Genomic DNA, 13,856 nt, shown 5'->3' on the forward strand with positions numbered 1-13,856 from the left:
CACTCCGATGTCCCCGCACCGATGGCGTGGAGACGAGTTCAAACATGGGTCAATTCTCGATGGAAAAACCGAAGCTGCCTGGGTCAGCTCTCAGTGGAAATCAACACCATACCGACATCTTGATCTATCCTTCAATGTTTGGGGGCGGCGGCCCGCGCGTCGATCGCCGCCGCTACGATGCGGCGGAGATCACGGAGGCTGCGCGTGGGGCGGGCGCCCCACGTCGCGGTCACGGCGGCGATCTCGAGCGGGTCGAGGCCCGGCTCCATGGCAGAGTTCACGCCGCGCTCGCGAAGCACGTCGTTCAGCGCGGTCGAGACCAAGGCGGGCACGTGCTCGAGCGCGGGAGGCGGCATGCGGAGGACACGCAGGCGGTCGATCAGCGGCCGGGGAATGCCCTCGACCTGGTTGGCGGTGAAAACCCAGTTGACGGCATGGAGGTCGACCTCCACTTCGAGGCATTGGTCGCGCCACGCCCGAGCGGTATGGGGTTCGAGTAGGGAAAGCAGGGGGTCCGTCACCGACCCGGCGGACGATCGGCCCGCTTTCTCCAACTCGTCGATCACGATCCCAGGGTTCGCCAGGCGATACCTGGCCACGGTATCGACGGGCAGGGAAGGATAGGCGCCAGACCACCGTCGAGGTGATCCGACGAGGCCCTGATCCATGGTCGTCGCCGCATCGAGGCTGGCGTAAGGGAGAAGCAGGCCGTCCAGGAGACCTCGGACGAACGTCGACTTTCCGCACCCCGGGGGACCTACAAGCAGGGTCGGGCGGAAGCGGATCGGCCGGTCGGGAACGAGATCACCGAGCAGCGTGTCCACGACGGCCGCGGCGTGCGGATAGGCGGCCGACAGCTCCGCCACATGCGCGCGGATCGTCCCGTGCGACGGCGCGACGGCGTAGTCCAAAGCCTGCGCCTCGACGCCGCGGACGAACATCCCGACCGCCTTCTGCGCATCCCCGCCCAATGCTGGGATGACGGTCAGCGTCGGGTGCGGGACGGTCTCGTGCTCGGGCACGTCGTCGAGTTCCTCCTTGCTCTCGTCCGGCGACAACAAGGCCGGGAGACCTTTACGGACCGGCGGCTGCGGGACGCGCCAGAAGCTTGCCAGGAGATCCTGGCCGAGATCGTGCGCATGCGTATGGAGCGAGGCCGACTCCGGTCGCCCCTGGGAGCGTGCGCCGCCCGACACGGCGCCCCAGCCGAGCGCGAGGGTCCCGGCGAGCTCGATGCGGAGGTCGGCTTGGTCGAGAGCTCGGTGCGTCAGTGTTTCGGCCGACCGCGCGCGGACGTCCTTCACGACCCCGCGCAGCTCTGCCGCCACGTGGGCGTAGGCGGAACCGACGTCGCGCTGCGCGGGCACCCAGCCCATCAAGGCGAGCGCCCATCGGGCTTGCCAGAGCATCGGGCTGTCTCGGCATTCCTCGATGACGTAGTTGACCAGCGCATCGTATGCGTCGGGCATGCCGGGGTTCGCTTGGGCATGCTCCATGAGAGCGAGGTGGACCCCCGTGTCGTCGACCTCGCCGGCGAGGGACAGCCAATACTCGCGCCAGTCGGGCTGCACGCGGTGTTCGTCATGCAGGACGAGCAGGGGCTGCCGCATGAGACGCTCGAGCAGCTCGACGTCGCAACGCTCCGGTTCCGCCATGTCGTGCCTCCTTGTAGTCGGTTGGGATCAGGTGGCGGGCTTGCCGAGGCGGAGCACGCCACCGTCGCGCAGCCGCGCGTAAGGCGAGAGAGCGGCAGTTTGGAGAGCCGCGTCACGATGGCATCGTCGGGTAGGAGCTTGCCGATCTCCTCGACAAGTTCGACAAGCGGGACCCCTCGGCTCGCCAGGGGCAGGACCGCGTCGGCGACCGACCCGACGATGGCGGGCACCTCCGTTCGCGTCCGGCTGAGCCGATCATGGTGCGGGCGACGCTGGCTTCGTCCAAAAGACGCTCGACACGGTCCGACCGCACGCTGGTAAGATCCGTCCAGTCGCGAACCGTGGCGTCCAGGCGGTAGGCGTCCTCCTCTTCGCCGTCGCGCAGACCCTGCGCGGCAGCGTGCAGCGTGGAAGCGTCGGCGACGCGGACGCCATGGACGACGACGAGGCTAGGGTTGCGCCTTGAAGCCTGCGGGAACCCGCCTTCGACGAACGTCGCGCGGAGGATCGCGTCCGCGAGCCTCGCCGCGGGTGTCAGGTACCGGATGAGCGAAGGTGGTTCGAGGTCGAGGCGGCTACGCATCGAACCGCTCCAGCGCGGCGGCCTCGAGCCGCCAAATGCGGCTCTCGGTGCGGGCGAAGCCGAGCTCGGTCGACAAGACCCACAGCGGGGAGGTCATGGCACGGCGACGGCCGGAAACGTGCGGATGCCCGCTGGGCTGTCCGACGAGGCAGGGAACCATCCGCGCGGCGGGACGCCAGTCGCTGAAGAGGGGAGCCTTCGCAAGGACGCCGCTCGGGGGCATGCCGTGTTCCCGCAGGTGGTGGAGGTCGAGCAGAAGGTCGCGGACACGCAGGATCTCGGCGTCGAGCGCGTCCGACCGCCTGCGGGAGGTCAGGATGATGGTCATGGAATCGGCTTTCGCTGGGGCCGTTGGCAATGGCCCTCGAACTGACGGATCGGTTGGGTTGTCAGCCGCGGCTCCGTATGAGGAGACCCTTCGCGAAACCAGTGGCTCGAGGGACGTGGCCGCTCGCAGCGAACCGCCGTACCTGACGGCATTCGAGCGATGGAGTGGAAAGACGGCATCGGCGGACACGCACCGTCGCGTGGCTGGTCAGATGGATGACCGTGAAGCTAGGCGGTGCGAGATTGGGGTCATCATGCCTCATGCGATGCCGCCTCTCGCTAGCTGAGCGCCGTTCGACACAATGGGCTGTTCGAGTGCTTCGGCCGCGAAGCGGCGCACCCGAACCTCGAACATCCCGGCATTCCTTCGCACGGCGGCGCTGGCCGACAACGGCGCTTCGTTCAACGTCGTACCGGGCTCCTTGGGTGTCCGCAGGCGGGCGATGTGGAGCAGCCATCCGAGGCTCTGCCAAACGATGTCTAGCGCGTCTTGCTCATGCTCCCAGTCTTGGACGGAGGCGATCGTGATCGCGTCGGCAGCCACGGACGCTGCCGCGTCCTCCGACCCGAGGTGCGCCATGTAGATCCTGCATCTCAGGTACCCGCCGACCAATTCGGGATGGAACTCCAGCCTGCCGGCGGCAGCAAGCGCGTCCGCGAGGGCGCTGACCGTCGACAGGGTGCAGTCACCCTCGAGTGCACGGATTGCGGGCCGGAGCCGGTCCTCTAGCGGACGGCCCGGAAGACCGTCGGCCCACTCCGCGAGGATGAGCGCGAAATCCTTCGAATCCTTGACCATGTCCCCGCAGGCGAAGGGATATCCGCGGAGGAGCTGCTCCGCGGTCGCGAGCTCCCCGCCGGCAAGGATCCGCCCGCGGAGAGCGGCGGCGGCGAGGCGCCGCGCATCCCTCGTGCGGACGGCGTCCTCCAACGCGGGGAATGGCTTACGCGTGTCGGTTTCCATGGACGACCTGCCAGCGTCGGGCGGGGCCGCCCGCGGAACGGGGCGCGCGGGCGAATCACCCGGGCGCGTTGCAGTCGGCATTCTGCTACGCGAAGCCAGAATAGACAATATGTGATCCGTGGTGGATGCTCTGAGATCTCTCAATTCCTAATTGTTGACACGCCGTCCGGCCCCGGCAAGTTGCCGTGATGAGCGGGGACCCGAGCATACTGAGGGCGGCGCGCCTCCTCCTGTCCATCTCGCAGGAGGAGCTCGCGCGGCTGTCGGGCGTCAGCACGCCGACGATCAAGCGGCTGGAGGCCGGCGACCGGAGGGTGGCGCTCTCGAACGTCGACGCCCTCAAGCGTGCGCTGGAGGCGCGCGGCATCCTGTTCCTGGGTGCAACAGAGACGCTGGGACCGGGCTTCCGCGTTTCGCAAGCACTCGCCGAGGGTTGGGAGCGCGGAGCCGCGCAGGCGCCGGACGGCGGTTGATCGCGTCCACCCGCGGGAACTGGCGGCAGGCGGCGTCGCTCCGTCGTTTCGCCCGACCGGGACGGGCGGGGAGCAGCGTAGCGTTCAGGCTCCGGCCTTCACGCGCGCCGCAACCTTCGCCACCGTCGTCCGCGAGCATCCGAAAGCTGCCTGCACGCTCGTCCAGCTTGCGCCGGCCCGCAGCATGGTCGCGATCCCGGCGTTGCGTCTCGCGTCCTCCGGCCGGCCTTTGTACCGCCCCTCGGCCCTTGCCAAGGCTTGGCCCTCGAGGACGCGCCTGCATCGCTCCTCGTAATCCTTCCGGGCGATGGCAGCCAGCATGTCCAGCATCATGGAGTTGACCGCGTCGAACATCCTCATGGTGAAGCCATCGGCGGGTGCTGTCATCGTCCACGAGGTCGGAAGGTCAGGGCGACGACGCGCACCTGCCTCCTTTGGATTTCGGCCCTGAGTTGCTGCCAGTCCGGTTCCGAAAGGCGAGAGAGCCTGTCCACCTGCTCGACCAACAGGAGGTCACCTGGCTTCGCGTCGCGAAGAAGCCTGAAGAGCTTCGAACGAGCCAGCTTCGCGCCCGACTCCTTCTCGACGTAGTAGGCCGCGACCTCGAGGCCATGCTCCCCGGCGAATTGGTCGAGCTCGTTTCGGGCCCGAAGGGCATCCTGCTCGTCGGTCGACGCGCGGAGGTAAGTGCGGACGAAGCCGGTCAGGCCCTCTGGTCCATTTTGCATGGTTCACTCCAGAACGGTCCGGTTTGGTTTGTCTGAATGACTTTAGTGAACCAGCTTTCGGTCGGTGCGGGAAGGGTGTACCCAAACTGAACTAGGCTGTTCGGAAGGAATGGGTAGATAACGGTCGGTCCGCTATCCGTCGGGTCATTGATCCAAGCGGACATCCGCCGACACGCTCGACAAGGTTCGGGTGCCCTTCCTGCGCAGAAGAAGCCTGACGGAGGCAAAGGCAGCAACCGCCACGCAGCCGAGTAGCGCCGTGACCAGCAGGCCGCCGCCGACGCCCATCCAGTCCGACGCAAGGGCGAAGGCGAACGGCGCCGCCGAGCCGACGATCAGCCGAATGGACGTGACGCGCCCCTGCAACGCGCCGTACCCCTCGGAGCCGAAGAGTGCGAGCGGCAGAGTGCCCCCGACGATGCTGTAGAGGCCGTTCCCTATGCCGAACAGGGCCGCGAAGACGGCGGCGCCGACGGGCGACGGCGCGGTGGCCGCGAGGAGGACCAGGGAGGCGGGCAGAAGGGCGGCGGAGATCACCGCGAGCGCCAGCGGGGACAGGTCTCGTCCGAACACCATGAGGGTGAAGCGGCCCGCGACCTGCGCCGGCCCGAACACGGCGCTGACCATGACGCCCGCCAGCCCCAGCCCCAGCGCCGACAGGATCGGCAGCATGTGGACCAGCACGGACGAGACCACGAGGCTCTGGAAGGCGAAGGCGACGCCCATCAGGAGGAAGGCCCGGGACCGAAGGGACGGCGGCACCAGGCCCCTCGCCGGGGCGACAGGGGCGACGGGTTCAGCCTCGGCCGTCGGGAGCGCCGAGGCCTTCGGCCGGCGGGCGAGCCACAGGTGGATGGGCAGGCAGACCGCGACGTTCATGGCCGCGAAGACGAGGTAGACCTCCCGCCACGACATCGTCCCGTGAAGCCACGTCGTCAGTGGCCAGAATAGGGTCGATGCGAACCCGGCGATCAAGGTGAGGTACAGGATGCTCCGCTGCGCCGTGCCCGGATGACGCTGGACCAGCAGCGGGAAGGCCGCCCCGTACTGGACGAAGGTGGACGCGACCTCGATTGCGACGAGCGCAAGGACGAAGGCAGGAGCGGCGGGAGCGAGGGCGGCAGCGACCAGCGCAACGGCGGCCGCGACCGACCCCGCGGCCATGACGCGACCGGCGCCGAAGCGGTCGAGCCAGCGTCCCGTCCAAGGGGAAACCAGGCCGCCCGCAAGGAGCGCGACCGAGAGGGCGCCGAACACCCACTCGGTCGGCCACCCGATGTCCCGCGCCATAGCGGGGGCGATGATGCCGAAGCTGTAGTAGAGGGTCCCGTAGCCGACGATCTGGCTGACCCCGAGGGCAGCGATGTCCGGCCAGGCACGGCGCGCGTCCCTCACGGGGACGGCACGAGCGGGAGCCACACCCAGAGTGCCAAGAGCGTCGCCAGCAGCACTGGCGGGGTCAGGACGAGGCCGACCCGCATGTACTGGCCCCAGGTGATCCGCTGCCCCTTGCCCGCGAGGACGTGAAGCCACAGGAGGGTCGCAAGCGAGCCGATCGGCGTGAGCTTCGGGCCGAGGTCGTTGCCCACGACGTTGGCATAGACCATGAGCTCGCGGGTGAGCGGCGCCATGTCCGCCCGGTCGATGGCGAGCGCCCCGACGAGCGTGGCGGGCATGTTGTTCATGACGGAGGCGAGTGCCGCCACCACGAAGCCCACACCCACGGTGGCGACGAACGTGCCTTGGGTCGCAAGCCACCGAAGGACGCCCGCCGCAATGTCGGTCAGCCCGGCGTTCCTGAGGCCGTAGACGACGAGGTACATGCCGATCGAGAACAGGACGATCTGCCATGGCGCGCCGCGCAGGACCTTCGGCAGGTCGACCACCGCACCACGCCCGCCGGAGAGCCACCGTCCCGCGACCGCCATGAGAACGAGGGCTGCGGCCCCGGTGAGATAAGCGATCGGCACACCGAGCGGCCCCGTCACGAAGTAGGCGACGAGCAAGAGCCCAAGGAGCGGGAACGCGGTGCGGAACACGGCCGTGTCGCGGATCGCGCTGCCGGGGGCTTCGAGCTGGCGCACATCGTAGGTCGCCGGGATGTCCTTCCGGAAGTACGCCCACAGGACGAGGAGCGTCGCCGCCAGCGAGACGAGGTTCACCGGCACCATGACCGCGGCGTAGCGGCCGAAGGACACGTCGAAGAAGTTCGCGGTGACGATGTTCACGAGGTTCGACACGACGAGCGGCAGGCTGGTCGTGTCGGCGACGAACCCGCAGGCGACGACGAAGGCGAGCGCCCCGGCGGGCGGGAATTCGAGGCGCAGGAGGATGGCGAGCACGATCGGGGTGAGGAGCAGCGCGGCCCCGTCGTTGGCGAAGACGGCTGCGATGGCCGCGCCGAGCAGGACGACGAGCGGGAACAGCCGCCGCCCGTTGCCTCCGCCCCAGCGGGCGACGTGGAGAGCCGCCCAAGCGAAGAACCCGGCCTCGTCGAGGACGAGAGAGATGATGATCAGCGCGACGAAGGTGAAGGTCGCGTCCCAGACGATCTCCCAGACCGTCCCGACGTCGCCCCAGCCCACGACGCCGGTCGCCAACGCGACCGCGGCGCCGGAGAGCGCCGACCATCCGATGCCGAGGCCTCGGGGCTGCCAGATGACGAGGACGAGGGTGGCGACGAAGATCGCAAAGGCGAGCATGGACGGTCCGGGGACAAGAGGATCAGATGGTGCGCTGGTTCACGCGCTCGGACAGCTTCTCGGCGCTCTCGACGCGCTCGGAGTAGCGATCCGTCAGGTAGCCCGAGCGACCGCGCACCAGCCAGGTGAACTTCACCAGTTCCTCGCAGACGTCGACGACGCGCTGGTAGAGGGCGGACGGCTTCATGCGTCCCGCCTCGTCGAACTCGAGGAACGCCTTCGGGACCGACGACTGGTTCGGGATCGTCACCATGCGCATCCAGCGGCCGAGGATGCGCATCTGGTTCACGGCGTTGAAGGACTGCGAGCCGCCCGACACCTCCATGACGGCGAGGGTCTTGCCCTGCGTCGGGCGCTTGGCGCCGAGGGCGAGGGGTATCCAGTCGATCTGCGCCTTCATAATCCCGGTCATCGCGCCATGGCGCTCCGGGCTCACCCAGACCATGCCCTCGGACCAGTCGGCGAGGTCGCGCAGCTCCTTCACCTTCGGATGGTCGGGCTCCGCCCCGTCGGGGAGCGGCAGGCCGCGGGGGTCGAAGGTGCGGACCTCGCAGCCGAACCAGCGAAGGAGGCGACCGGCCTCCTCGGACAGGAGGCGGGAGTAGGACCGCTCGCGGATCGAGCCGTAGAGGACGAGGATGCGTGGCGGGTGCGTCGGGGCGCCGGGGCCGGCGAGCGCGTCAACGTCGATAGGGCGAAGCTGGTCGAGGTCGACGGAGGGCAGGTCGGGAACGGCGGGATCCGTCATCGTCCGGTCTCCTTCCGCCACAAGACGGCCGAGGCCGAACACAGGCCCGTGGCCTGCCGAGTCGCCAGCACCGCATCGGGCGCCTCCGCCCGTTCGACACGCCGGAAGCCGAGCGCCGCAAGGAAGGTCCGCTCTTCGGTCGTAAAGGCGAACGCGTCGGCCGCGCCCCGCTGCCGGGCCCGCCCCATGAGATCGGCGGTAATGGATCGGCCAATGCCGTGCCCGCGATGCGCGGGAACGACGGCGATGGATCGCAGGAGGACGGCGGGCCCAAGGGGTTCGAAGCCGCCGATCCCGACGAACTCGCCGCCCTCGGTGGCATAGCGTAGGAACACCCGGCCGGGCTCGGTCACGTCCTCGGTCGGCAGCCCCGCCTCGGACAGGAGGCCAACGAGGCCGGCCGGATCGTCGACGGCGGTCGCGACGAGCGCCGGGGTCATGCCCGGGTGCCTCCAACGGTCTCCCCGTCCTCCTTTGTGAAGGTGGCAACGGGGTTCGCAAGGAGCGGCAGCACCTTCTCCGACGGGCGGCAGAGAGCTGCGCCCTTGTCCGTAACGACGATCGGGCGGTTGATGAGGATTGGGTGCTCGATCATCGCCGCAAGGAGCTCCTCGTCCGTCAGCTTGGGGTCGGCAAGGCCGAGCTCGGCGTAGGGCGTGCCCTTCTCCCGCAGGATGTCCCGCGGCTTCAGGCCCATCATGTCGAGGAGTTCGGCCAGGACCTCGCGGCTCGGTGGGTCCTTCAGGTACTCGATCACCTGCGAGTCCTCGCCGGACTGGCGGATCATCTCCAGCGTGTTGCGGGACGTGCCGCAGGCGGGGTTGTGGTAGATCGTGACGGTCACGGACAGGTCTCCGACGGGCATGACGGGGCGAGGAGGTCGGCACCGAGGTTCCCGCAGATCTCCGTGTTCCCCGAGCAGCAGTCCTCCGTCAGGAAGGCGAGGAGCTGGCGCATGTCGTCGTAGCTCGCGGCGTAGAGGATGCGGCGGCCGTCCCGCCACGAGCGCAGGAGCCTGGCGCGCTCCAGCGTCGCAAGGTGGAAGCTCATGCGCGTCGGCGGGATCGACAGAGCCTCGGCGATCTCTCCGGACGGCATGCCGTTCGGGCCGGCTCGGACGAGCATCCGGAACGCCGCGAGGCGGTCGGCATGGGCAAGGGCAGACAGGGCGGCAACGGCTGTGTCGTCGTTCATTCCTGCAATATTGCAAACATCGTTGTAATGTTCAAGGTCAAGGCGTGAATGGACGCTATCGAGAGTGACCGCGTGCTGCGCTTAAGTTGTTGTGGAGGTAGTAGCGGATGGCCGCTTGCGGAAGTTCGCCCGCCAAGGGCCGATCCGCGCAACCTGGGTGGAAAGCCGCCATTCGACTACGCCTTCTTGGACGCGGCATAGCGTGGAAGAGCAGACGTTCGTACCGTCCCCCTGTCTCGGAAGCTGCCGTTCGCGCTTGTCACCTTCCCCGATATCGAAGCGCGTCGACGAGAAGCGTGAACGCGGCCGACGGTTGCCGACGGCTCGGGTAGTAGAGATGGAAGCCCGAGAACGGTGTGCACCAGTCCTCGAGGACACGGACGAGCTTCCCTTCTGCGACCGCGCCGGCGACTTGGTCCTCCAGCATGCATGCCAGCCCAAGGCCGGCCATCGACGCGTTCAGCAGTGCCGAAGCGTTGTTCATGGCAAGTTGCCCTTCCACCCGAACCCTCAGCTCCCGGCCGTCCTTCTCGAACTCCCAGGCGTAGAACCCTCCGGAGGTCTCCAGTCGGAGGTTCAGGCATTGATGCAGGGCGAGATCCTGTGGCGTCTCGGGGCGATCGCGTGTCGCGAAGTAGGAGGGAGCCCCCACCACCGCCATCCGCAGGTCGGGCCCGATGCGCGTCGCGATCATGTCGTGCGCCAGCGCCTCGCCGATCCTCACCCCGGCGTCGAACCGCTCCGTCACGATGTCGGTGAGGCCGTTGTCGATGCTGATCTCGACGTTGATGCCGGGGTACTCGGGCAGGAGCTTTGCCAGTGCAGGAACGAGGATGGTGTTCGCCGCGAGCTCGGTGGTCGTGATGCGGATCGATCCCGCGGGCTTCTCCCGCAGCTCGCCGATCGACGCGAGCTCGGCGTTGATGCTGGCCAGCGCGGGAACCAGCGTTGCGAGCAGCTTGTCGCCCGCCTGCGTCGGCACGACGCTCCGTGTCGTGCGCGTCAGGAGGCGGACGCCGAGCCCGGTCTCCAGGCGGCGAACGGCATGACTGAGGGCCGACTGGGAGATGCCGAGCTTGGCGGCGGCGCGGGTGAAGTTCTGTTCCTCCGCGATGACGACGAAGGCAGTGAGGTCGGGCAGCTCAGTGCGGCGCATTCCGGGTCCCTGCTCGATCGGGCTTCCGTTCATCGATACATCAGCCGCGGCGGCCGGCGAACCTCCGGCTGAACTGCCGGCCTGACTCCACCATGCTTCGCGCGGCCGTGAGACGCCTGCGCTCGTAGTCTCGCAGCGCCGCGACCGCCCGGTCCCCCCGCACGCCGGCACGCACCGCATCGGCCAGCGCCTCGGCGTCGCTTAAGGAGGCGCCGAAGCCGCTGCCCGTCATGGGCGTCGGCACGTGGGCCGCGTCCCCCACAAGCGCGAGGCGGCCCATCGCGAGGCTGTCGGGAACGTACTCGGCGATCGGGGTGCCGATGACCGCATGGCGGTCAGTGCAGTCGAGGATGGCATCACGCCATGGAGATGGCCAACGCCGACGGGCCTCGTCTGCCAGCTCTCGGTATGTCTGGTCGGGAATGTCCGCGCCCGTCAGGGAGTGGCGGACGATGTCGTCGGCAACGCAGCCGCTGCGCCGCAGGAGATCGTTGCGACCCCGATCGTACCACGCCCAGCCAAGTTGCCTCGTGCCCATGGCGGTGGAACCGTCGGGCCCGGGTAGCGGGTAGCCCAAAAGGATGCAGTCCCCGCTCTCGAGATACGCGACGTCGCCCGGCCAGCGAGTGCCGGGCGGGAGCGCCCACTCCTCGGTGAGACCCAGCCAGATCAGGTAACCGGCGAACGTCGCGTCCGCGTTGTCGGGACAGACGGCGCGTCGCACTGTGCTTCGATGCCCGTCGGCGCCGACGACGATGTCGCCGCGGAAGGTCCGCCCATCGGACGTCACCGCCCATGCCGAGCCGTCGTCCTGACCCACGTCGCGAACGCGAACGTTCTGGTGGAGCTCGATCCGGCCGTCGGCTTCGACGGCGGCACGCAACCTGCCATGCACGGTAAACCAGGTCTGGACGCCGTGCGGCAGGGCGCCGGTCTCCGAGCGCCCGGTCAGCCTCTCGAGCAAGCCTTCCCCGACATGGACCGCGGCGCCCGTCCGCCCGCTGTCGTCGGAACGCTCCAGCATGGTGACGTCGATGCCGGCCCGCGACAGGCAGAGCGCGGTCATCAGTCCCGCCAGGGATGTGCCGACCACGACCGCGCTCCCGCGGCCGTCGGCCCGGCTCTCAGTCACCTCCTGTCTGGATATCGCACACTTCATGTTCGTGTCCTCGAGTCATGGGCCGGCAGGGCTTCACGGGAGCCTCGTGCCCGTCAGCGTGGCGAGCGTCTCGAGAAGCCGATCTTGGAAGTCCGGATCGACGACCTCGCGTGCGGGGTCTTGGCGCTCACGATGGTGCCAGTAGCCGCCCCGGACCATCGCGGCGGCGGCGTCGCTGGTGGCGAGCCAGGTCTGAGTCAGGTGCCCGAGTTCCAGGTCGTCCGTGGCCCCGGGGCCGCCCATCCTGGTGGGGACCCAGCCGGGGTCCACGGCGTTGCTGAGGACGTCCGGCCACCGTCGCGCCAGGGCTGCGGCCAGCGCGGCAAGGTGGAGCTTGCTCTCGCTGTAGGCTCGGCCCGCGTCCCAGGACCTGTCGTTCCACTCGATGTCCCGCAGTGAACCTTCGCCACTGCGGTGCAAGCCGCTGCTGAGGTAGATCAGCCGATCCGGCCGCTCGATCAGCACCGTCAGGATGTACGGCGCGAGTGTGTTGACCGCTAGGGTCGTCGGGTGGCCTTCTGGCGTCGATCCGCGCTCGGGAGCCAGGTAGATGCCGGCGTTGTGGATCACGGCGTCCATGCGCCCGAGGGCGTTGACCTGTTCAGCCACCGCGCGGGTCTCCGCCGCGTCGGCGAGGTCGCCGACCACGATCGGAACGGACCTGCCGAGGGATCGGGAAAGCCCTGCGGCACGCGCCTCGGACCGGGCATGCAGCACGACGTCGTGCCCCTCGGAACCGAGCGTACGCGCCGCGGCGAAGCCTAGGCCGTCGGTGGATCCGGTGATGAAGATGCGGGCCATCAGGGTGTCCTTCAAAGTCGGTGGGAACGGGATGGCGCTCCCGCCGATAAGGGTCAGTCGGGAATCGCGAAGCCGTACGTCGCGAGGTCCAGGCTATCCGGATCCGGGCCGCCCCGAACCCCGGTGTCCAGCGCGTCGATGGACCGGATCTCGCCGGGCGTCAGCTCGAAGTCGAAGATCGCGAAGTTCTCCGCGATGCGGGCCGGCTTGACGGACTTGGGGATCGCCGAGAAGCCGTGGTCGAGATGCCAGCGCAGGATCACCTGCGCCGCGGTCTTCGAATGCTTCTTCGCGATCGCCGTGATCACCGGATCCTCCAGGGGGTTCGTTTCGGCCTTCCCGTAGATGTACGAGCCGCCGATCGGCGACCAGCACTGGGTCAGGACGCCGTGGCGGTCGTTCGCCGCCCGCAGTTCCGGTTGGGTGAAGTAGGGGTGCACCTGGATCTGGTTGACAGCGGGAACGATGCCCGTGCGCGAGACCAGCTCGTCGAGCTTGGAGGGGGTCAGGTTGGAGACGCCGATCGCCCTGACGCGTCCTTCGGAAAGGAGCCGTTCGGCGGCTTTGTAGCTCTCGATCGTCTTGTCGAACTCGGAAGCGAGCGGCTGGTGCATGAGCCACAGGTCGAGTTGCTCGATCCCGAGCTTCTTCAGGCTGACGTCGAACGCACGCAGGGCCGAGTCGTAGCCGTAGTCGGTGATCCAGAGCTTCGTCTCGACGAAGATGTCGGATCGGGCGACCTCGGCCCGCCGGATGCCTTCGCCCACCTCGCGTTCGTTGAAGTAGGCGGCCGCCGTGTCGATGAGGCGGTAGCCGCCGTTGAGGGCCGCGACGACGGCATCGGTGGTTTCCTCGGGCTTCGACTGGAAGACGCCGAGCCCGAGGGCGGGCATCCGGACACCGTTGTTCAGCGTGATGGAGGGGTTGAAGTCTGGCATGTGTTCCTCGCAGCATTCATCCGATGCGATGCGCGCATCGGAAGGGCGGGTGGTGTGGGATCGGGCGCAAGGCCGGCCTCAGTCGGGATCGCTGATCCGGACGCTGGTGGTGACCTCGAGCGGCGATGCGAGCAGGGGCAGGAGCTGGTCGGTGACCCTCGGCACGTTCGGGTGCGCCAGGTGATCGGCGATCGCCTGTTCCGAGACCCAACCGTCGACGAGGGTGAACACGTCGGGCTCGTCGGCCTTCTGGTAGAGGTCGTAGTAGAGGCAGCCGGCCTCGGAGCGCGACGGGCCGATCAGCTCGAGAAGCAGTTCCTTCACCCGGTCACGGTGTTCCGGCCTGGCGCGGGCCACGCACACGATGTGGCGTTCGCTCGATTTGCTCGTCGACATGGCGTTTCTCCTCTCGATGGTGCGACGGGGCG

General features: G+C 68.4%; 18 protein-coding genes. 1 reads left to right on the forward strand and 17 read right to left on the reverse strand.

Annotated elements, in window-relative coordinates; genetic code table 11:
- Positions 1-131: 131 nt before the first annotated feature.
- The 4 genes from ASG48_RS04515 to ASG48_RS04530 form a co-directional block, all read right to left on the reverse strand.
- Complete coding sequence (locus tag ASG48_RS04515) at positions 132-1,655, reverse strand: AAA family ATPase (RefSeq protein ID WP_055845974.1); 1,524 nt, start codon at positions 1,653-1,655, stop codon at positions 132-134.
- A gap of 112 nt (positions 1,656-1,767) precedes the next feature.
- A complete protein-coding gene (locus ASG48_RS18580; RefSeq protein ID WP_055845977.1) occupies positions 1,768-2,238 on the reverse strand; it encodes a hypothetical protein in 471 nt (156 codons plus the stop codon).
- A complete protein-coding gene (locus ASG48_RS04525; protein WP_055845980.1) occupies positions 2,231-2,566 on the reverse strand; it encodes a hypothetical protein in 336 nt (111 codons plus the stop codon). Before ASG48_RS04525 ends, ASG48_RS18580 begins: the two co-directional genes overlap by 8 nt.
- A gap of 258 nt (positions 2,567-2,824) precedes the next feature.
- Entirely contained in the window at positions 2,825-3,529 is a 705-nt protein-coding gene (locus ASG48_RS04530; protein WP_055845983.1) for a hypothetical protein, read from the reverse strand.
- 188 nt (positions 3,530-3,717) lie between these two features.
- Between ASG48_RS04530 and ASG48_RS04535 the strand changes: the two genes are divergently transcribed.
- Complete coding sequence (locus tag ASG48_RS04535; protein WP_055845986.1) at positions 3,718-4,002, forward strand: helix-turn-helix domain-containing protein; 285 nt, start codon at positions 3,718-3,720, stop codon at positions 4,000-4,002.
- 84 nt (positions 4,003-4,086) lie between these two features.
- On the opposite strand, the gene ASG48_RS18990 is transcribed toward ASG48_RS04535, so the two are convergent.
- The 13 genes from ASG48_RS18990 to ASG48_RS04595 all read right to left on the reverse strand — a co-directional run bounded on the left by ASG48_RS18990 (position 4,087) and on the right by ASG48_RS04595 (position 13,824).
- On the reverse strand, positions 4,087-4,389 hold the full coding sequence (locus ASG48_RS18990; protein WP_348271114.1) for a resolvase: 303 nt from the start codon (positions 4,387-4,389) through the stop codon (positions 4,087-4,089).
- Positions 4,386-4,730: a recombinase family protein gene (locus ASG48_RS18995; RefSeq protein WP_348271115.1), complete on the reverse strand. Its 345-nt coding sequence runs from the start codon at positions 4,728-4,730 to the stop codon at positions 4,386-4,388. The genes ASG48_RS18990 and ASG48_RS18995 overlap by 4 nt, the downstream gene beginning before the upstream one ends.
- A 144-nt stretch (positions 4,731-4,874) precedes the next feature.
- The gene (gene arsK, locus ASG48_RS04545) at positions 4,875-6,125 is read right to left on the reverse strand and encodes an arsenite efflux MFS transporter ArsK (protein WP_055846045.1); all 1,251 of its coding nucleotides are present in this window, start codon (positions 6,123-6,125) and stop codon (positions 4,875-4,877) included.
- Positions 6,122-7,432 (reverse strand): arsenic transporter, encoded by a 1,311-nt coding sequence (locus ASG48_RS04550; RefSeq protein WP_055845988.1) that lies wholly within the window; start codon positions 7,430-7,432, stop codon positions 6,122-6,124. Before ASG48_RS04550 ends, arsK begins: the two co-directional genes overlap by 4 nt.
- A gap of 22 nt (positions 7,433-7,454) precedes the next feature.
- Positions 7,455-8,180 carry an arsenical resistance protein ArsH gene (arsH, locus tag ASG48_RS04555; protein WP_055845991.1) on the reverse strand — a complete coding sequence of 242 codons (726 nt, stop codon included), beginning with the start codon at positions 8,178-8,180 and terminating at the stop codon, positions 7,455-7,457.
- Positions 8,177-8,620, reverse strand: coding sequence for a GNAT family N-acetyltransferase (locus ASG48_RS04560; protein ID WP_055845993.1), 444 nt, complete (start codon positions 8,618-8,620; stop codon positions 8,177-8,179). Before ASG48_RS04560 ends, arsH begins: the two co-directional genes overlap by 4 nt.
- Positions 8,617-9,024: an arsenate reductase (glutaredoxin) gene (arsC, locus tag ASG48_RS04565; RefSeq protein WP_055846048.1), complete on the reverse strand. Its 408-nt coding sequence runs from the start codon at positions 9,022-9,024 to the stop codon at positions 8,617-8,619. Before arsC ends, ASG48_RS04560 begins: the two co-directional genes overlap by 4 nt.
- Positions 9,021-9,374, reverse strand: coding sequence for a metalloregulator ArsR/SmtB family transcription factor (locus ASG48_RS04570; RefSeq protein WP_055845996.1), 354 nt, complete (start codon positions 9,372-9,374; stop codon positions 9,021-9,023). The genes arsC and ASG48_RS04570 overlap by 4 nt, the downstream gene beginning before the upstream one ends.
- A 259-nt stretch (positions 9,375-9,633) precedes the next feature.
- Positions 9,634-10,530 (reverse strand): LysR family transcriptional regulator, encoded by an 897-nt coding sequence (locus ASG48_RS04575; RefSeq protein ID WP_055845999.1) that lies wholly within the window; start codon positions 10,528-10,530, stop codon positions 9,634-9,636.
- A gap of 40 nt (positions 10,531-10,570) precedes the next feature.
- Complete coding sequence (locus ASG48_RS04580) at positions 10,571-11,623, reverse strand: FAD-dependent monooxygenase (protein WP_200939566.1); 1,053 nt, start codon at positions 11,621-11,623, stop codon at positions 10,571-10,573.
- 99 nt (positions 11,624-11,722) lie between these two features.
- Positions 11,723-12,490: an SDR family NAD(P)-dependent oxidoreductase gene (locus tag ASG48_RS04585; protein WP_055846004.1), complete on the reverse strand. Its 768-nt coding sequence runs from the start codon at positions 12,488-12,490 to the stop codon at positions 11,723-11,725.
- Between the two features lie 53 nt (positions 12,491-12,543).
- A complete protein-coding gene (locus ASG48_RS04590) occupies positions 12,544-13,428 on the reverse strand; it encodes an aldo/keto reductase (protein ID WP_055846007.1) in 885 nt (294 codons plus the stop codon).
- Between the two features lie 78 nt (positions 13,429-13,506).
- Positions 13,507-13,824, reverse strand: a complete 318-nt coding sequence (locus ASG48_RS04595; RefSeq protein WP_055846010.1) for a putative quinol monooxygenase — start codon at positions 13,822-13,824, stop codon at positions 13,507-13,509.
- Between the last annotated feature and the right edge of the window lie 32 nt (positions 13,825-13,856).

The organism is Aurantimonas sp. Leaf443 (assembly GCF_001425575.1).
GTDB lineage: Bacteria > Pseudomonadota > Alphaproteobacteria > Rhizobiales > Rhizobiaceae > Leaf443.